Here is a 16,194-nt window from a genome sequence, read left to right as displayed (position 1 = left end):
GCCCGAGGTGGGCGATCCGCCGTCGCAAGCGGCAGCCCCCCACGTCGGAAGAGGCAGGCGCGCAGGGCCGTATCAAGCGGGCCCGGACGTCGGGTGAGAGCAGGTCCGCCGCTCGGAACAAGTAGGCCTGCCCGCCGGGACGGGCAGGCCCGCAGGTCGGGTCGGCCTGTCGGCTGGGACAGGCGGGTCCGCCGGGCGGAAGGGGGCGGGACGCCGGGCGGATGAGGCCGGCTCGGTCGTCATTCTTCTGGCCCGTTCCGGCGTGCGACGGGGTCGGTGGCGTTCTCAGCATGGAGCATGACCGAGCCACCGAGCGGATCCCCGCGGGGAGCGGAGTTCGACGACCGGCACGTGCACGCCACGCGTGACCCGCGCGCGCCGAGACCGCCCCACGAGGGTCCCGAGCCGCCCTTCGAGGGCCCGCTGCACATGCTGTCCAAGGCGGCCTGGCAGGCGGTCCTCGTCACCGGCGTCGCGTCCCTGATCCTCGGCGTCCTGGTCCTGATCTGGCCCGGCGCCTCGCTCGTCGCCGCCGGTGTCCTGTTCGGTCTCTACCTCCTCGTCAGCGGTGTCCTCCAACTCGTCGCCGCCTTCGGCACCCACAAGACGACCGCGCTGCGCGTGCTCGCGTTCGTCAGCGGCGCCCTGTGCATCCTGCTGGGGCTGTTCTGCTTCCGCGGCGCCATGCAGTCGATCCTGCTGCTCGCGCTGTGGATCGGGATCGGCTGGCTGTTCCGCGGGATCACCCAGACGCTGGCCGCCGCCTCCGACCCCGCGATGCCCGCACGCGGCTGTCAGATCGTCCTCGGTGTGGTCAGCGTCCTCGCCGGTGTCGTCCTGATCGTCTCGCCGTTCGAGTCGGTCGCCGTCCTGACGGTGGTCGGCGGGTGCTGGCTGGTCGTGGTCGGCGCGGTCGAGATCGCCACGGCCCTGCGCATCCGGGGTCGCGCCCGCCAGGTCCCGCGCGAGGTGTGACGGACCATGCCCACCACCGCCTGTGCCCCACCGCCCCGCACCGACATATCCCCGCGCCCCGTGGGACCGCGCACCGGCGCCCCGTCGCCGCTCTCCGGCAGGTCCCCGTGTGCCACGGCGGTCTCGGGGCCAGGCGCTGGCCCGGCGGACTTCGGCGGTGCGGGCTCGGCCCGGCTTCCCGGCGGGGCCCCGTGCCTCACCGGTGCCTCCCGCGGGCGCACGCCTAGGCCGAGCGGGGGGATTCCGCCCGCCATGCGATGGACGCCGTGCACCGGCCGGGGAGATGACCTGCTGTGAGCACGCCCCAGCAGTCCCGCCGCGCCGTGCGCCGACGCGCCTGGCCCCGGCTGCTCGTCCTGCTGCTCGTGCTGCTGCTGCCGGTGGCCCACGCGGAGACGGCGGCCGGACCCGCCGCCGTCGTGGCGGGCGAGGCGGTCGAGGCCGACGTGCTCGACACCGCGCTCCGGCCGCCGGGGCGGGGCGGGCACCGGCCCGTGGTGGCGCAGCGGCCGGTGCGGTCGGCCACCCCGCGGGGGCGGATCACGCAGGCCCGCCCGGCGCACGCGCCGACCGGGCCGCCAAACCCGCTGCGGACCTTGCGCTCGGTGGTCCTGCGCTGCTGACGGACCCGTGGTTCCCCCAGGTCAGTCGGTACGACGCAAGGAGTCACCACCATGCCCACGGATCCCTACGCCGTCCTGCGCGCACTGGTTCGCGCGGAGGCCATCCGGAACGAACCGAAGTCGGAACTCAAGGACACCAAGCAGCCGCAGCAGCCGCCGAAGAAGCGGGACCGCTGAGCCGTGGGCGGAGGCGGGCCCTACCGCCTCCGCCGCGCCGTCCCGAAGATCGAGCGGGTGATCTCCCGCCCGATCTGGGTGCCGATGGAACGCGCCAGGGACTTGAACATGCCACTGCCGACGACCTGTTCGACGACGGACTCCTCCCGCCGGGGCGCGCCCTTCGCCGCCCGCGGCTCCTGCTCCGCCATTGGCGCTGCCTCCGGCGCCGGTCGCCGGGCCTTCGCCGCCTCCAGCTTCTCGTACGCCGACTCCCTGTCCACCGCCTGTGCGTAGCGGCCGAACAACGGCGAGGACGTCACCGCCCGGTCCAGCTCTGCCGCGTCGACCGGGCCCATCAGGGACTCCGGCGCCCGCAGCCGGGTCGCGGCGACCGGTGTCGGGGCGCCCCGCTCGCTGAGGACCGTGACCACCGCCTCGCCGGTACCGAGGCCGGTGAGGAGCTCTTCGAGGTCGTAGGCGGAGTCGGGGAACGTCCTGACCGTCGCCTTGAGGGCCTTCTGGTCGTCCGGGGTGAAGGCGCGCAGTGCGTGCTGGACGCGGTTGCCGAGCTGCGCGAGGACGTCTCCGGGCACGTCCTTCGGGGTCTGGGTGACGAAGAAGACGCCGACCCCTTTCGAGCGAATGAGCCGCACGGTCTGCGTGATCGCCTCCAGGAACGCCTTCGACGCGCCGTCGAACAGCAGGTGCGCCTCGTCGAAGAAGAACACCAGCTTGGGCTTCTCGACGTCGCCGACCTCGGGCAGGTCGTGGAAGAGATCCGCGAGCAGCCACATCAGGAAGGTGGAGAAGAGCTGCGGCTTGTCCTGGACGGCCGGCAGCTCCAGGACCGACACGAGGCCCCGGCCGTCCCGCGCCGTGCGGGTCAGCTCCGCCGTGTCGAACTCCGGCTCCCCGAAGAAGGGGCCCATCCCCTGCGCCTCGAAGGTGGTCAGCGCGCGCAGGATCACCCCGGCGGTGGCGGTGGAGAGACCGCCTACGGTCTTCAGCTCGGCCCTGCCCTCCTCTGAGGTGAGGAAGGCGACGACCGCGCGCAGGTCCTTGAGGTCGACCAGTTCCAGGCCCTTGGTGTCGGCGTAGTGGAAGATCAGGCCGAGGGACTGCTCCTGGGTCCGGTTCAGCTGGAGGACCTTGGCGAGCAGCACGGGGCCGAAGCTGGTGACGGTGGCGCGCAGCGGGATGCCGTGGCCGATGCCGCCGAGGGCGTAGAACTGGGCCGGGAAGCCGGTCGCCGTCCACCGCTGGTGCACCTCGGCGGCGCGGGAGCGGATCTTGTCGTTGGGCAGGCCCGGCGCCGAGACGCCCGACACGTCGCCCTTGACGTCGGCCAGGAACACCGGGACGCCCTGCGCGGAAAGCTGCTCGGCGATCAGCTGGAGCGTCTTGGTCTTGCCGGTTCCGGTGGCGCCCGCGACCAGGCCGTGCCGGGTGAGCATCGGCAGCGGGATGCGGACCCGGGCGTCCGGCAGGCACCGGCCGTCCCAGAGCAGGGCGCCCAGATCGAGGGCGGGCCCGCCGAACGCGTATCCGGCGGCGATTTCCAGGGCCTCCTGCGGGAGGGCGGGGGCGCCGCCCGGCGCCTCGGGGTGGGTGGCCGCGGGCACGGTCTCGCTGTCGCTCATGTCAGACCCCTGTTCCGTTTCACCCGAATTGCGGCATCTTTTCCAGCGTTGCACTCCCTCTCCATGGCTGCGCCCGGAACGTCTTGACCGGTAGGCTTTCCGTGTGATCTTCAAGCGCATCGGAAACGGCCGGCCGTACCCCGACCATGGCCGGGACAGCACCCGGCAGTGGGCGGACGTCGCGCCGCGCCCGGTCCGCCTCGATCAGCTCGTGACGACCAAGCAGCAGCTCGACCTGGAGACCCTCCTCGCCGAGGACTCCACCTTCTACGGTGACCTCTTCGCGCACGTCGTGAAGTGGCAGGGCGACCTCTACCTGGAGGACGGACTGCACCGGGCGGTGCGGGCGGCGCTCCAGCAGCGCCAGGTGCTCCACGCGCGCGTCCTGGAGCTGGACTGACCCGTCCCGCGCGGGGACGCGAAGCGGCACCGGCCGGTCACGGCTTGGCCCTTTCGGGTTCTCCTGGGCGGCGTCCAATGATCATCTAGTAGGCAGAGCCGCCCGCGCGCACTACGCTGCGCTCATGAGCATGCTGACTCCCCCTGGCATGGGCGGCCAGTACCGGATCACGGGGGACAAGTACCCACGGATGCGTCCACCCCGTCGGCGCGGCAGGCTCGTACTCGTCGTCACCGCGTCCGTCGTCGTGATCGGCGTCCTGAGCTGGGGAACCCTGCAACTCGTCGACGTGTTCACGGGCGGCGGCGACAGCGCGTCGGCGGCCGGCACGAAGGCGGGCTGCGCGACGAAGGCGAGTCCCTCGCCCAGCGCGGCCGCCGCGAACCTGCCGAAGCCCGGTGCCGTCACCGTCAACGTGCTCAACGCCACGACCCGCAGCGGTCTCGCCAAGAAGACCGCCGACGAGCTGAAGAAACGTGGCTTCAAAATCGGCGAGGTGGGCAACGCGCCGAAGCAGTGGGACAAGAAGGTGAAGGGCACCGGGCTGCTGATCGGGCCCACCTCGGCGCTGAACACCGCGCTGCCGGTGCTCGCCACCCAGCTGCCCGGCGCCGAGCGCAGCGCGGACCGGGCCCGCAAGGGCGCGGCGGTCGACCTCATCATCGGCAACGGCTTCAAGGAACTGGCGAAGAAGCCGTCCGCCGACCGCGCGCTGGCGGCCCTGACGGCACCGCAGCCGGCGACGGCCACGAAGAAGAACTGCTGACCCGCCTCCAACCACACGCCGTCCCCTGGGCCCGCGCTCGGCGCCCTCCGAGTCCGCCTGCGCGGCGCCCGTTGGGTCCGCGGGCGGGCTCGCGCCACGTCTGCCGGGTCCGGCGGGCGGGCGCCCGGTGTGTGGGGCGGGCGAGCCCGGGATGTCCCGGCCCGGCGCTGGGCCTGCGGCGAGGGTCTGCCTTCGGCGGGCGCTGCGGCCGCGCGCTCGGGTGGCCGTGGGAGTGCCCGTTCGCGTGCCGGTGGTGTGGGGCTCTGTCGGGGTGCGGACCTGCCCCTTCGGGTGGGCCGACTCCGGCCCCTCGGCGTCCGTCGTGCCGGGATGCTCCGGCGGCCGTCTGTCCGGCGGGTGTTCGGCTGCGGGGGCGGCCGCTGATCCCGCCCTGGCGTACGCCGAGGCGGTTGGGTGGGCGCCCGTCGTGGAGTGGCCGGGCGCCCTGTGGGGTGGTTACTCGGCCGCGCCGTACATGCGGTCACCCGCGTCGCCCAGACCCGGGACGATGTAGCCGTGCTCGTTGAGGCGCTCGTCGACCGACGCCGTCACGACCGTCACCGGGGTGCCCGCCAGCTCGCGCTCCATCAGCTCGACGCCCTCGGGCGCGGCCAGCAGGACCACCGCCGTCACGTCGTCGGCGCCCCGCTTGATCAGCTCCTGGATCGCCGCGACCAGGGTGCCGCCGGTGGCCAGCATCGGGTCCAGGACGTACACCTGACGCCCGGAGAGGTCCTCGGGCATGCGGGTCGCGTACGTGGAGGCCTCCAGCGTCTCCTCGTTGCGGATCATGCCCAGGAAGCCCACCTCGGCGGTCGGCAGCAGCCGGACCATGCCGTCCAGCATCCCGAGGCCGGCGCGCAGGATCGGCACGACCAGGGGGCGCGGGTGGGAGAGCTTGACGCCGGTGGTGGCGGCGACGGGGGTGGAGAGGTCCACCTGCTCGGTGCGCACGTCGCGGGTGGCCTCGTAGGCGAGCAGGGTGACCAGTTCGTCGGCCAGACGACGGAAGGTCGGGGAGTCGGTGCGCCGGTCGCGCAGCGTGGTGAGCTTGTGGGCGACCAAGGGGTGGTCGACGACGTGGAGACGCATGGGCACAACAGTAACCGCGCTTCGGGGCGGGTACTCCCTGGCGTCAAACCGCCCGTCCGGGGGAAGGTGAGAGGGATGGATAGGGGTGGTGTGCCTATGCCTGACCTGCCAGAGCTGCCCGACCAGGCGTCCAGGTCGGACGCCGGCGCGCAGGAGAACGACACGGCGCGCAGGCGCCGCCGGGCGCAGTTCCTGCGGGAACTCGCCGAGGCCAGGGAACTGCGTGATCGCGTCCAGCCGCGCCGCGCCAAGGCGGCCCGGCTGCGCCGCGCGATGCGCATGCGAACGTTCCGCTGGTAGCCCGCGCGTCCCGCACCCGGGTGGGAAGAACCCCGCCACGTGCGGTCGTTGCCGGGGTGGGGGTACGTGGCACCGGTCGAAAGCCGCGTACGATCCGCTGGTGGCGGCAACGAGTGTGCGGGTGAGTGGTTCGCGGACGTGCGATCAAAACAGCCGGACACAGCGGGCCGAAGACGTCCCCTGAACGCCTTGTTTCTGCCACGATTCCGAGTGGGTGGGGCTCGGAGCCCGAGCGCTCCCCGCCCGCAGCCTCCGCCGGGGGGACCCCCAACCGGCACGCCTAAGACCAGTGGGAGAGTCACGGTGTACTTCGCCGCACTGCTCGCGCGCACCGAAGACGGGTGGGAAGCGAGCGACACAGAGCTCGACGACGTGGAGACCCTGTCGGATCTGGCCGACCTGGCCCGGGAAGCCACTCCCGACGACGACACGGTGCTCGTCCTGATCGAGCAGGAGGACGCCTGGTTCGGCGTCGTCCGCATCGATGGTGAGGACGACCCTCGTATCTACGTCTCGGACGCCGCCGCCGCTGCCCGCAGCAGCTACGGCGAGATCCTTCTCACCGACGAACTGCTCGGCCGGGATCCCGCCGACGACGGCAACGACCTGGACGCCCTCGACCTGGACGGCACCGAGGACGGTGAGCCCGACGAGGACGGCGAGGAAGCCGAGGAGGACGGCGGCGGCGCCGACGCCGTGCCCCACGGCCCGGTCGGTGACGTCGGCATCCTCGACGACCTGGGCGTCACCGAGAAGGAGTTGCTGTCGCTGTCCGCGGACGCGGTCACCGAGATCGCCGACGCGCTCGGCGCCTCGGAGACGCTGGAGACCGTCCGCTGATCCCGTCCGCCCCCCGTACGGCCCCGGATCCGGTGCGTGACCCCTGGCGGGCCGCGATGCGGCACGCCCTGGACGAGGCCCGGCAGGCGGTCCGGGGCGGCGACGTCCCCGTCGGGGCGGTGGTCCTCGCCGCCGACGGCACGACCGTGCTCGCCGCCGGGCACAACGAACGCGAGGCCACCGGCGACCCGACCGCGCACGCCGAGGTCCTCGCGATCCGGCGGGCGGCGGCCGAGCTGGGCGAATGGCGGCTGACCGGCTGCACGCTGGTGGTCACCCTGGAGCCCTGCACGATGTGCGCGGGTGCCCTCGTGCAGTCGCGGGTGGACCGGGTGGTCTACGGCGCCCCGGACGAGAAGGCCGGGGCGGCCGGCTCGCTCTGGGACGTCGTCCGCGACCGGCGTCTGAACCATCGTCCCGAGGTGATCGAGGGCGTGCTGGCCGCGGAGTGCGCGGGGCTGCTCACCGAGTTCTTCCGCGATCGCTGACGGTCCGGGGCGACGGTCCGGGGCCCCGGAAACGAATTTCGGAGCATGCCCCACCTTGCTGTAAGGTCTCCCTCGGTAGCGTGTCCGAGCGGCCGAAGGAGCTCGCCTCGAAAGCGAGTGTGGCGCAAGTCACCGAGGGTTCAAATCCCTCCGCTACCGCAGGTAGACGAAGGGTCCGGCTCATCGAGCCGGACCCTTCGTGCATCTCCGTCTCAGTTTCCGTCTCAGTTGGCCGGTACGAGCGCCCCGGCGGCGCCGTCGTCATCCTCGCCGGGCCCCGTGTCTTCCGGCTTCCAGATGAGCCCGTCGACCTGTCGGGCCACGTCCACTCGAACGGTGTCGACCATGTGCTGATAGCGCGCGGCCATAGCCGTGGTCGACCAACCCATGAGACCCATGACGGCACGCTCTGAGACCCCGAGGATCAGCAGTACCGTGGCGGCGGTGTGACGAGCGTCGTGCAACCGGCCGTCCCTCACCTTGGCGTCGCTCAGCAGCTCCTTCCAGTCGTCATAGTCGGTGCGGGGCGGGGTGCCGCGCCCGTCCGGGGTGGCGAAGAGCCAGCCCTCATTTGCCCACTTTTCCGCCGCCGCCGCCCGTTCGGCGTCCTGCTTCGCTCGGTGTACCCGGAGCAGGTCAACGAGCTGTGCGGGCAGACCGACCGACCGCCGGCCCGCGCGGGATTTCGTGTCGGCCGTCTCCGGGTTGGTGCGTTGGCGCTGCGGGCAGTATCCGGCCTTTCGGCCGCACGGGTCGCCGCATCCGTGGGCGTAGCGCGGACGGCGCCGACTACGGCGGACCATCAGGACACCACGCTCCATATCCACGTCGGCCCACTTGAGTCCCAGCGCCTCACCTTGCCGCAGACCGAGGGCGAGGGCGACGGCCCAGCGAGCGGAGTTGCGCCGGTCGTCGGCGGTCCGCAGGAGCCGCTTGACCTCTTCGACGGTGTACGGCTCGATCTCCTCTTCGCTGACGCGAGGCGCTTTGGCGAGCTGCACTGGGTTGCGGGTGAGGTGACCACGCCGCACCGCCTCGTTGAGCGCGGTGCGGAAGGTCCGGTGGATCTGGTGAATCGTGCCTGCCCGTCGGCCGTCCGCCTGCATCCGTCCGTAGAAGCGCTCGATGTGCTCGGGTCCGAGCTTGTCGAGACGGTGAGCCCCGAGCGCGGGGATGAGGTGCTTCCGCACGGCGACGCCGTAGCCCACCATCGTGTTCTCGTTGACGGCGAGCGGGGCGATGGTCTCGACCCAGTGAGTCAGCCACGCTTCAACCGTCCAGGCGCGACCGGCCTTGCGTACCGCCCCGCCGTCGCGCTGCTTCTCCAGCTCACGGACCGCCGCCGTCACCTCGGCACGTGTCTTGCGTTCGACGTGGCGGCGGTCGGGGGTGCCGTCGTCGCGGATACCGACGGTGACGCGGCCGTGCCACTTCCCGTCTTTGCCCAGGTAGATGGATGAGCGGCCGTTGGGCTGCCGAGTGCGCTTCTTGTCTTCCGCCACGGGCGGACTCCTTCAGGTTGGTGAACGGGGACAGCGCAGGACGCCACCTCGTGGCGAGGTGGCGTCCTGGTGTGCGGTGATCAGGCGGCGCGCTGCTCCGCGCGGCGGCGGGCGAGGTAGGCGGCCGGGGCGTCGGCGGGGACGCGCCGAAGTCCGCCGATGAGCAGGGATTCCAGCTCCCCTGTGCGGATGAGGGCGAAGCAGGTGGTCCGTCCGATGCGGAGGCAGCGGGCAGCCTCTTCGACGGTCAGGACAACCGGGGCCGGGTCGCCAGCCTCAGCGAGCGGCGTGATGTCCATGGTGGCGATGCTCATGGAAAGGTCTCCTCTAGGACTGTCCGTCGGGGGGTCCCTCTGAGGGGCGCTACTTCCGCTACCGCCGCTACCTCCCAGGTCAGAGGCCTGATCGTGGTAGCGGGAAGGGGTAGCGGTAGCGGATGGGTAGCGGCGCGGTAGCGGCAAATTTGGGTGCTTGCCGCTACCGCGTTATGGCTGGTCAGGCCGTGTTTTCGGTGCCGGGTAGCGGAGGTAGCGGACTTTCCGGGGGTGGGGGGCAGTAACGGGCCCACGCGTCCCACAGATCGGCGGCGTAGTAGCCCTTGAGGACGCTCCCGGCGGTCTTGATGTTGCGGGAGGCGATCGGCTCGTTGTCCGCCGTCATGTACTCGGTGAGCATCTTGGACAGGCGCCGGTTGTCGAGGGGCTTGCCGTGCAGGTCCGCCCACGGCGCGTCATCGAGCGCGTTGAGCCGGTCGAGGATGGCGACGGTGGGCAGACGGTCGATACCGACCATCACGTGATCGCGCAGGTCGGTCAGCAGCCGGACTCCGAGGCTGCCTTTGTCGTTGGCCTTGGACGCGGTCACCAGCGTCACGCACGCGGCCCGCGCCCGCTCCGGCCAGTCACCGCCCGCCGCGTCGGCGACGGCGAGCAGAGGTTCCCACACGTCCGCCGGCCGGTCGCTCACGCCGTCGGGCATGTCCGGCCAGGCGCCCATGACGAACCCCCGGGCGTGTTCCGCCCACTGCGCGAGCCGGTCACGCAGCGCGTGTCCCTCTGCCTCGTGGACCCTCGCCCGGAAGGCTTCCACGCGTTCGTTCCGTGCCCGGCGCCGCATCCGGATCACCACCGACCGCGTCATGATCGTGTCGGGCAGGGAGCCGAGTCCTGCGACGGCCACTCCGCAGTACGACGGGAAGGCTTGCACGGTCTGGTTGCCGCCGTCGCCGATGCACCGGTAGGTGACCCCGGTGCGGCGGTGACCTGCGTTGAGGAACCCGCGCAGCTCCTCGTTGTCCCCTGCCTTGGGGCCAAAGATCGTGTCGATTTCGTCGAACAGGATCGTGGGCCGGCCGTTGGGGCTGGACACGGACCGGAACAGGGCGGCGGCGGACGCGTTGACCGCCGTCATGGGCTGCGGCACCAGCGTCTCTACGATCTCCAGCGCCCGCGACTTACCCGACCCCGGCTCAGGGGACAGGAACGCAAGCCGTGGGGTGGAGTCGAAGCATTCGAGCAGGTGAGCGTGCGCGTCCCACAGCGCCACGGCGACGTAGGCAGCCTCGTGGGGAAAGACGTTGAACCGTCGGTGGAAGGCTTCCACCTCGTTGAGCAGCGCGGCGCCGTCGATGGCGGTCATGCGGCGGTCCTCCCTTCGGTGAGCGCGCCGGGCGCTCCGGTGCAGAAGCGCTTGTGCGCCTCGTACTCGGTGACCAGGGCGGCCACGGAGTTGGGGCCGGTGGCGGTGTCGGTGTGTCCGCAGGGGCAGGCGTAGGCGGCGGTGGGGGTGTCGCCGTAGCGCTTGGACCAGCGGGCGCCGTCGTGGTGGTGGCGGTAGACGGGCGGGGCGTAGATGCGGATGCCAGGGCGGTCCGGTGTCGGGTCGCCGTGGGTGCTCTTCTGCGGGTCAGGGCTTGTTCGGACGCCCTTACGGGCGGCGCCTTTCGGCTCGCCCACGGCCGCCACATCCACAGCCTGTGGAGCGGCCTGCGGGCCGTCCGGGGTGGTGGGGATGCTCTTCAGATGGGGACGGGAGGGGGCGCTCATGCCGCATCCCGCCTGCGGCTGTTGTGGGTGATGGACCAGTTGAGGGCGCTGCGCAGGGTCGAGCGGCACTCGGAGACGGCGAGTCCGGCCGTCTCGCCTGCCTCCTGAAGAGCCTGCTCGACCACGTGCCGGGGGAGGTCGCCCCACGCGACGAACCGTCCCAGAGCGCGCGCCGCCCGGAACAACGCCGCTTCCCGCCCGCCGTGTTGGGCGGTGGCGACGTTCCGCGCCTCAGTGGCGAGTGCTACCTCCGCATATCGACGGGATTGCCCCGCTACAGCCACCGAGGGCGCCTCAGAGGCCTTGGGGGCGGGTTGCAGGATGCTTTGGAGCCACGACGGCAGTACGGCCGCCTCAGGGGCGCACAGAGCGTCGTAGCGTCCGGCGGGGAGGATGCTGCCGGCGGCGACGACGTAGCCGCCCCACGCGCGGGTGTCGACCGAAGCGGCGACCGTGCCCGCCGTGTTGGCGAGCCGGACACCGGGCGGGGCGGTGAAGTACAGGTGGGTTCCGCCGCTGGTGGTCCGCACGCGGTAGGTGTCGGGGACGGCGTGCCCGGCGCGCTCGCAGAGCGCCCCGAAGGTTGCCGCGCCGTCAGGCGCGTCCGAACTGCCCTTGTGCTCTGGCGTGTCCAGGTCGACCACGACCAGCCCCGAGGGGCCGGTGGCGATGCCGACGTTGAACGGCGTCCGCGACCACGCGGCCCGGATACGGTCGGGGTCGGTGGTGGCGCGCTGTTCCCACTTCCGGTGCCCGGCGGCGCACTCGCCGGTGAGGGTGCACGACTTCTCCCCGTGCAGGGCGGGGGGCTTGCCGTGGGGGCGTAACGGGAAGACGTGCCAGCCGCGTTCCGCGGCGTCCAGCGCTGCACGCAGCAGCGCGGGGCGAGGGTCATGGGTCATGCTGGATGTCTCCAGTTCCTTGATGGGTGACTGGCTGGCAAGGGCGGCCCCGCGGCTTTGGCGAGACGGAGGGGCCGCCGTTGCTGTTGGTTGGTGACGGTGCTCAGGCCGCGTCGCGGCCGGCGTGGAGCATGCCGTCGTCGGTCTTGCGCAGGGCTCCGGTGGCCGTGAGTGCCTTGAGTTCGCGGGAGACGGTGCCCTTGTTGATTCCGGTGCGGTCGGTGATGTCGCGCAGGGTCCGGGCGCCCTCGTGAACTGCCTGAAGCACCCGGTCACGGTTCGTCGCCGACGCGGACGCCGTGCCCTCCGCCGGGGTGACCGGCTCCTTGACCAGACGGAGCGTGCCGCCGGTCGGCCGGGAGGCGGCGCGGTGCCAGACGGGCCGCTCCGGGAGGGCGATCACGTCGGCCGGGGAGAACGCCCGGGTCTTGACCGGGTGGGGCTTCACCTTGGGGCCGGAGCGCAGCATCGCGACGCCGGGCATGGGCAGCTTGTGCGCGTGCCAGCCGTCCTCGGTGGCGTCCTCACCGAACACCACCCGGGACTCCGACGACGTTGAGAGGGCGAGAGAGGCCCGGTAGGTGATCTGCGCGCTGATCTGCGGGTCAAGGCCGGGGCTCTTGCCGTCCATGGTGGGCTTCTGGGTGGCCCAGATCAGGATGATCTCGGCCGCCCGCGCCATCCGGGCGATCGTGCGCAGGTTGTCCATGATCCGGGCGTAGTCGGTGCCGGGGCCGTCCTCGGTGCGGGGAGCCTTGAACCTGGCCATGGAGATGACCTCGGCTCCCTCGTCCACGAAGACCGTGATGCGGGGGCGGTCGGTGCTGATGGCGATCACGTCGCTGCCGCGCGGGATCTCCTCCAGCCGCTCGTGCATCTCCTCGACCAGTTCGTCGGTCACGTCCAGGACGTCGTCCCGGCGTACCGCCGTGCGGGCCCGGTGCTCCCAGTTCAGGGCCTCCACCCGCTTCGGATCGATCACGATCAGCCGGTGGTCGGCGGTCTCGGACGCTTCCGCGAGCAGGGCCCGGGTCGACCAGGACTTGCCCGACCCGGACGTGCCCGCGATCAGCATCCGGCGACCGAGCGGCACGAACACCTGCTCCCCGGTGACTGTGTCGATGCCCCACGGCGCCCCGGGCTCCCAGCCGGACAGGTCGATCCCGTCGGCCGCGCTGCGGGTGCGCAGCGTGATCGTGGCACGGTCGCCGTGACTGCCGGACGTGATCTCCATCCGCAGATCGGTGCGCGCCCCGAGCAGGGCCCGGATCTCATCCGCCTTCGCGCGGAACGTCTTCGGCGTCCACCGGCCGTCCAGGCGGACGTGCGAGATGAGTCCGGCCGGGGTGAGCTTGGCCGGGGTGGGCACGGTGCCCGACAGGCCGCGTGCGTCGGCGTTCTGCACCCAGAACGACGGGTCCAGCCGCGAGGCCAGGCGACGCTCCTCAGCGGTCATCCCGTCATCCAGGCGCACCGACGGCTGACGACGGCCCAGCCACAGACTCGCGGCGTTCAGGCCGATCAGCCCGGCGGACACGGACGCCGGCCACAGCGTGAGCGAGCCCGCGGCCTCCGACAGCAGCCACGTGGCGAACCCGCCCGGCACCGCGTGCGTGGCGTGGGCGTGCACGGCGCGGGCGGTGAGGGTGGCGGGATAGTTCTTCCGCGCCGCCTTCAGCACAGACTGCGCCTGGCTGCGGTGCTGTCGCGCGGCCTTGTCCGCCGTGCGCGCGGCCCGACGGGTTGCCGACAGCGGGTTGTTGGACGCCTTGCGGGCCGCGCTGCGCTGATTGCGGGCCATGGCGGCGGTCGAGCGGGCGGAGTTGTGCTCCCGCTGCGCCGCCATGAGCGCCTTCAGGTGCTCCGGAGTCCGCAACTGCACGCGGCGCTCCGCCTCTCGGTCCCACCATGCGGCGAACGGCGCGCACACGGGTGCCAGCGCGTCCAACGCGGTGTTGGTCGTGCCGGTGGTGGTCGACCATGCTTGCTTCCAGTCCACGAAAGGGTCCTCCAAGACCGTGGATGAGGGCCGGTGCGCCGTTGCGTGGCGTCACCGGCCCGCCCGAATTGGGATGGTTGGCGCTATCGGTTGCGTCGACAGCACCGGTTGAGCCCCCGCAACCGCGTCTGACCTGCGATGTTGCGGAGTTGCGCCATTCCAGAGGGAGGGGCCCTACGCGCACGCGCGCGTAGAGGCGCCGGAAACAGGGTCACGCAGCGTCTCCACGGGGCCGTGGGCGGCCGTACGCAGGGCCGGGGGTCTTCCACCCCGCGCAAGGGGGTCGAGGGCCTCTGTGGGCCGCTCAAGGCTTCGACCTGTTGGGCGGGTGAAGCGCCGTGCGTGGGACGGGCGTTGGGGGTGTCAGCGTCGGCGGCGCGGGCGCTTGGCGGCGGCCGTGCCGTCGCTGCCGCTCACGGAGCGGACGACGGAGACGACGGCCCAGCCGAGCACGAGCGCGATGAACGCGACGATGGCGAGGTTCGCGGCGATGGCGGTGAGGGCGCCGACGAGCAGCGGGCCGAAGTAGACGCCGGCCGCGACCGCCCCGGCGCCGACACCGGAGCCGAGCGCGACGCGCTGCACCGTGCGGTCCGGCGGCGCCTGGTGGATGTGCACCACCTGTGGCCCCGTGGGCTGTTGGGCGGGCAACGTGGCGGGGTCGGCGTAGACGTGGCGGCCGTCGGGGAGCTGCACCACCCGGACCGGCTCAGGCAAGTTGTTCACGGGGTTCTCCCTGGTGAGGGGCCGCTAGAGTCGCGGCATGGGGGTTATAGAGATCGAGGTCGATCCGCTGCCGTGCAAGTGGTGCCGGCGGTCGCTCGGACAACGCCGGTGGTGGGCACCGAAGCGCTTCTGTGGCAACTGGCACCGGGTGAAGTACCGGGTGGTCCAGGTCGTGGCGTTCGTGCTCGATTAGCGCCGGCCAGCGATCAGGCGGCTTCCTGCTCTCGGTAGGCGCAGGGCGTGCACATGCCGAGCGTCGACGGGATGACGTATCCCGCGTCGCGGCGGCACTCGGTACAGGTGCGGCGGGCGGCATTGGCCTTGGCCAGAGCCGCCCACCGGGCCGGGGTCATCGGACGCACCGGCTTCGCGCGGTCGATCCGGTAGAGGTAGGCGACCAGCGGGCCCCGGCGCCGGCGCGGCCGTTCGAGCTGCGCGACCACGTCCTGACCGCCGGGTCGCAGCCCGCGGGCCCTCAGTTGACGGCGGGTGGCGTAGCCGTCCGGGGCGAGCCGCCACCGGTAGACCGGCAGGGCCGCCATCACACGGCCTGAAGGCCGCGCTCGCCGCGCAGGGTGTCACGCAGGGTCCGGGCATTCGCCGGGGACGTACGAACCTCACGCCGAATGCCCTCGGCCGTCAGCCGCGCGTCCGGCCAATCCGCGGTGGCCTTCCGCGCTTCGGCAAGCAGCTCATCCGCCGTGCGCTTCGGCCGCGGTGTGCGGGCGACCTCGGGGACACGGCCCGTCGCGCGGCGCGGGCGGGTCGACTCGGCAGCGACCGAGCGCGACTCGATCGGCGCCGTGGGCGGCTGCTCGATCGCTTGGACGGGCTTGTCCGGGACGGTCGACTTCAGGAACCCGACAGCCACCGGCCGGGGCAGTACAGCGACGTTAGGCGTGATCGGCGCCGGGGTCGATACCGCAAGGTCAAAACTAGACCGATTCCTAACGGTCTCGGTCGATTCCTTCGCATTTACGGTCGGGGTCGTGATCGGGGTGGGGCGGTGGTGCAGCACCTTCGCCACAAGGTCGGAGCCGAAGTAGATCGACCCGACGGGCAGCGACGTCGCGAGCAGCACCAACGCCCAGTTCGCCGGGTCCCAGTCGGCCAGTCGACCCCAGTCGACCGAACGGCCGTGCAGCTCCGGGACCAATCCGTGCACGTAGTTCAGCACGAGCGAGGCGATCGTGTAGCCAGCCAGCACCCGCAGCGCGAACGTGCGGTCCCGACCGGCGAGCACGAGCGTCGCGATCAAGGCCAGGGCCATCAAGCCGTCGACGACGAACGGGTACAGCATCGCGGCCGTGTCGTCCGCACCGATGGCGCCGGCGATGTCGCGCAGCGCGTTCCAGGACACCCGGAACGCCATCGCGACCACGACGACCAGCGCGAGCACGAGGGCCGTGCGGCCCTTGCGGTGCAGGTTCATGCCGCACCGCCCGTCTGCCCAGGCAGGCCGTTGATGTGGTCGCGGTGCGCGGCGAGCACGCGCCGGCGGGCCCGGCGGATCCGCCGCTCGTTCAGCTCGCACGGCGTGCGGTCGATCACGATGATCTGCGCGTCCAACAGGTCCATCTCCGCGCGGATGACGGGCATCTCGCGCTCGATGGCGTCCAGCTCCGCATCCGTGGGTTCCATCCACGGCTCGAACGCGGTAACAGCGTCCTGAACAGTCACGATGTGGTTCATGGGTCGTGGTCTCCCTCGCAGGTGAAACGGCCCGAACAGCGGCCC

21 protein-coding genes and 1 tRNA gene are annotated in these 16,194 nt (G+C 72.0%); 10 read left to right on the top strand and 12 right to left on the bottom strand.

What is annotated here, in order from left to right; all coding sequences use genetic code 11:
- Positions 1-297: 297 nt before the first annotated feature.
- The 3 genes from ACIP2X_RS20090 to ACIP2X_RS20080 all read left to right on the top strand — a co-directional run bounded on the left by ACIP2X_RS20090 (position 298) and on the right by ACIP2X_RS20080 (position 1,775).
- Positions 298-975 carry an HdeD family acid-resistance protein gene (locus tag ACIP2X_RS20090; RefSeq protein ID WP_401674749.1) on the top strand — a complete coding sequence of 226 codons (678 nt, stop codon included), beginning with the start codon at positions 298-300 and terminating at the stop codon, positions 973-975.
- A 293-nt stretch (positions 976-1,268) separates the two neighbouring features.
- Entirely contained in the window at positions 1,269-1,598 is a 330-nt protein-coding gene (locus tag ACIP2X_RS20085; protein ID WP_401674746.1) for a hypothetical protein, read from the top strand.
- A gap of 51 nt (positions 1,599-1,649) precedes the next feature.
- Positions 1,650-1,775, top strand: a complete 126-nt coding sequence (locus ACIP2X_RS20080; RefSeq protein ID WP_401674743.1) for a hypothetical protein — start codon at positions 1,650-1,652, stop codon at positions 1,773-1,775.
- Between the two features lie 20 nt (positions 1,776-1,795).
- On the opposite strand, the gene ACIP2X_RS20075 is transcribed toward ACIP2X_RS20080, so the two are convergent.
- Positions 1,796-3,397: a helicase HerA-like domain-containing protein gene (locus tag ACIP2X_RS20075; RefSeq protein ID WP_401674741.1), complete on the bottom strand. Its 1,602-nt coding sequence runs from the start codon at positions 3,395-3,397 to the stop codon at positions 1,796-1,798.
- A gap of 103 nt (positions 3,398-3,500) precedes the next feature.
- On the opposite strand from ACIP2X_RS20075, the gene ACIP2X_RS20070 reads away from it, so the two are divergent.
- Positions 3,501-3,797 carry a type II toxin-antitoxin system VapB family antitoxin gene (locus ACIP2X_RS20070; RefSeq protein ID WP_003991361.1) on the top strand — a complete coding sequence of 99 codons (297 nt, stop codon included), beginning with the start codon at positions 3,501-3,503 and terminating at the stop codon, positions 3,795-3,797.
- 124 nt (positions 3,798-3,921) lie between these two features.
- Complete coding sequence (locus ACIP2X_RS20065; protein ID WP_401674737.1) at positions 3,922-4,563, top strand: LytR C-terminal domain-containing protein; 642 nt, start codon at positions 3,922-3,924, stop codon at positions 4,561-4,563.
- A gap of 456 nt (positions 4,564-5,019) precedes the next feature.
- On the opposite strand, the gene upp is transcribed toward ACIP2X_RS20065, so the two are convergent.
- Positions 5,020-5,655: a uracil phosphoribosyltransferase gene (upp, locus tag ACIP2X_RS20060; protein WP_401674734.1), complete on the bottom strand. Its 636-nt coding sequence runs from the start codon at positions 5,653-5,655 to the stop codon at positions 5,020-5,022.
- Between the two features lie 96 nt (positions 5,656-5,751).
- Between upp and ACIP2X_RS20055 the strand changes: the two genes are divergently transcribed.
- From ACIP2X_RS20055 to ACIP2X_RS20040, 4 genes are all read left to right on the top strand, one after another.
- Positions 5,752-5,955: a hypothetical protein gene (locus ACIP2X_RS20055; RefSeq protein WP_401674732.1), complete on the top strand. Its 204-nt coding sequence runs from the start codon at positions 5,752-5,754 to the stop codon at positions 5,953-5,955.
- 303 nt (positions 5,956-6,258) lie between these two features.
- Positions 6,259-6,795, top strand: coding sequence for a hypothetical protein (locus ACIP2X_RS20050; protein WP_401674729.1), 537 nt, complete (start codon positions 6,259-6,261; stop codon positions 6,793-6,795).
- Between the two features lie 56 nt (positions 6,796-6,851).
- Positions 6,852-7,283, top strand: a complete 432-nt coding sequence (gene tadA, locus ACIP2X_RS20045; protein ID WP_401675805.1) for a tRNA adenosine(34) deaminase TadA — start codon at positions 6,852-6,854, stop codon at positions 7,281-7,283.
- 74 nt (positions 7,284-7,357) lie between these two features.
- A tRNA-Ser gene (locus ACIP2X_RS20040) sits at positions 7,358-7,442 on the top strand.
- A gap of 65 nt (positions 7,443-7,507) precedes the next feature.
- Here the strand turns inward: ACIP2X_RS20040 and ACIP2X_RS20035 are convergent.
- The 7 genes from ACIP2X_RS20035 to ACIP2X_RS20005 form a co-directional block, all read right to left on the bottom strand.
- The gene (locus ACIP2X_RS20035) at positions 7,508-8,785 is read right to left on the bottom strand and encodes a tyrosine-type recombinase/integrase (protein WP_401674726.1); all 1,278 of its coding nucleotides are present in this window, start codon (positions 8,783-8,785) and stop codon (positions 7,508-7,510) included.
- A gap of 80 nt (positions 8,786-8,865) precedes the next feature.
- A complete protein-coding gene (locus ACIP2X_RS20030; protein WP_401674723.1) occupies positions 8,866-9,099 on the bottom strand; it encodes an excisionase family DNA-binding protein in 234 nt (77 codons plus the stop codon).
- 181 nt (positions 9,100-9,280) lie between these two features.
- Complete coding sequence (locus tag ACIP2X_RS20025) at positions 9,281-10,423, bottom strand: DUF3631 domain-containing protein (RefSeq protein ID WP_401674720.1); 1,143 nt, start codon at positions 10,421-10,423, stop codon at positions 9,281-9,283.
- Positions 10,420-10,830, bottom strand: coding sequence for a hypothetical protein (locus ACIP2X_RS20020; RefSeq protein WP_401674717.1), 411 nt, complete (start codon positions 10,828-10,830; stop codon positions 10,420-10,422). The genes ACIP2X_RS20025 and ACIP2X_RS20020 overlap by 4 nt, the downstream gene beginning before the upstream one ends.
- Positions 10,827-11,732, bottom strand: coding sequence for a bifunctional DNA primase/polymerase (locus ACIP2X_RS20015; RefSeq protein ID WP_401674714.1), 906 nt, complete (start codon positions 11,730-11,732; stop codon positions 10,827-10,829). Before ACIP2X_RS20015 ends, ACIP2X_RS20020 begins: the two co-directional genes overlap by 4 nt.
- A 103-nt stretch (positions 11,733-11,835) precedes the next feature.
- Positions 11,836-13,731 carry an FtsK/SpoIIIE domain-containing protein gene (locus ACIP2X_RS20010; protein ID WP_401674711.1) on the bottom strand — a complete coding sequence of 632 codons (1,896 nt, stop codon included), beginning with the start codon at positions 13,729-13,731 and terminating at the stop codon, positions 11,836-11,838.
- Positions 13,732-14,094: 363 nt separating this feature from the next.
- A complete protein-coding gene (locus ACIP2X_RS20005) occupies positions 14,095-14,457 on the bottom strand; it encodes a DUF6251 family protein (RefSeq protein WP_401674708.1) in 363 nt (120 codons plus the stop codon).
- A gap of 37 nt (positions 14,458-14,494) precedes the next feature.
- Between ACIP2X_RS20005 and ACIP2X_RS20000 the strand changes: the two genes are divergently transcribed.
- Positions 14,495-14,650, top strand: coding sequence for a hypothetical protein (locus ACIP2X_RS20000; RefSeq protein WP_401674705.1), 156 nt, complete (start codon positions 14,495-14,497; stop codon positions 14,648-14,650).
- A 13-nt stretch (positions 14,651-14,663) separates the two neighbouring features.
- Here ACIP2X_RS20000 and ACIP2X_RS19995 read toward each other — a convergent pair whose 3' ends face one another.
- Genes ACIP2X_RS19995 through ACIP2X_RS19985 form a run of 3 tightly spaced genes read right to left on the bottom strand, consistent with a single transcriptional unit; the run spans position 14,664 to position 16,149 of the window.
- Positions 14,664-14,999: an RRQRL motif-containing zinc-binding protein gene (locus tag ACIP2X_RS19995; RefSeq protein WP_401674703.1), complete on the bottom strand. Its 336-nt coding sequence runs from the start codon at positions 14,997-14,999 to the stop codon at positions 14,664-14,666.
- A complete protein-coding gene (locus ACIP2X_RS19990) occupies positions 14,999-15,889 on the bottom strand; it encodes a DUF2637 domain-containing protein (protein WP_401674700.1) in 891 nt (296 codons plus the stop codon). Before ACIP2X_RS19990 ends, ACIP2X_RS19995 begins: the two co-directional genes overlap by 1 nt.
- A complete protein-coding gene (locus ACIP2X_RS19985) occupies positions 15,886-16,149 on the bottom strand; it encodes a DUF6284 family protein (RefSeq protein ID WP_401674697.1) in 264 nt (87 codons plus the stop codon). The genes ACIP2X_RS19990 and ACIP2X_RS19985 overlap by 4 nt, the downstream gene beginning before the upstream one ends.
- Between the last annotated feature and the right edge of the window lie 45 nt (positions 16,150-16,194).

The organism is Streptomyces sp. NPDC089424 (assembly GCF_044749345.1).
Lineage (GTDB): Bacteria > Actinomycetota > Actinomycetes > Streptomycetales > Streptomycetaceae > Streptomyces.
Note: the sequence above shows the minus strand (reverse complement) of the source record. Positions and strands in the feature narration are given on the sequence as shown.

Coding starts and splice junctions, on each gene's coding strand:
- ACIP2X_RS20090 (WP_401674749.1), top strand. CDS start 298: ATGACCGAGCCACCGAGCGGATCCCCGCGGGGAGCGGAGTTCGACGAC.
- ACIP2X_RS20080 (WP_401674743.1), top strand. CDS start 1,650: ATGCCCACGGATCCCTACGCCGTCCTGCGCGCACTGGTTCGCGCGGAG.
- ACIP2X_RS20075 (WP_401674741.1), bottom strand. CDS start 3,397: ATGAGCGACAGCGAGACCGTGCCCGCGGCCACCCACCCCGAGGCGCCG.
- ACIP2X_RS20065 (WP_401674737.1), top strand. CDS start 3,922: ATGAGCATGCTGACTCCCCCTGGCATGGGCGGCCAGTACCGGATCACG.
- upp (WP_401674734.1), bottom strand. CDS start 5,655: ATGCGTCTCCACGTCGTCGACCACCCCTTGGTCGCCCACAAGCTCACC.
- ACIP2X_RS20055 (WP_401674732.1), top strand. CDS start 5,752: ATGCCTGACCTGCCAGAGCTGCCCGACCAGGCGTCCAGGTCGGACGCC.
- tadA (WP_401675805.1), top strand. CDS start 6,852: ATGCGGCACGCCCTGGACGAGGCCCGGCAGGCGGTCCGGGGCGGCGAC.
- ACIP2X_RS20030 (WP_401674723.1), bottom strand. CDS start 9,099: ATGAGCATCGCCACCATGGACATCACGCCGCTCGCTGAGGCTGGCGAC.
- ACIP2X_RS20025 (WP_401674720.1), bottom strand. CDS start 10,423: ATGACCGCCATCGACGGCGCCGCGCTGCTCAACGAGGTGGAAGCCTTC.
- ACIP2X_RS20020 (WP_401674717.1), bottom strand. CDS start 10,830: ATGAGCGCCCCCTCCCGTCCCCATCTGAAGAGCATCCCCACCACCCCG.
- ACIP2X_RS20015 (WP_401674714.1), bottom strand. CDS start 11,732: ATGACCCATGACCCTCGCCCCGCGCTGCTGCGTGCAGCGCTGGACGCC.
- ACIP2X_RS20000 (WP_401674705.1), top strand. CDS start 14,495: ATGGGGGTTATAGAGATCGAGGTCGATCCGCTGCCGTGCAAGTGGTGC.
- ACIP2X_RS19995 (WP_401674703.1), bottom strand. CDS start 14,999: ATGGCGGCCCTGCCGGTCTACCGGTGGCGGCTCGCCCCGGACGGCTAC.
- ACIP2X_RS19990 (WP_401674700.1), bottom strand. CDS start 15,889: ATGAACCTGCACCGCAAGGGCCGCACGGCCCTCGTGCTCGCGCTGGTC.
- ACIP2X_RS19985 (WP_401674697.1), bottom strand. CDS start 16,149: ATGAACCACATCGTGACTGTTCAGGACGCTGTTACCGCGTTCGAGCCG.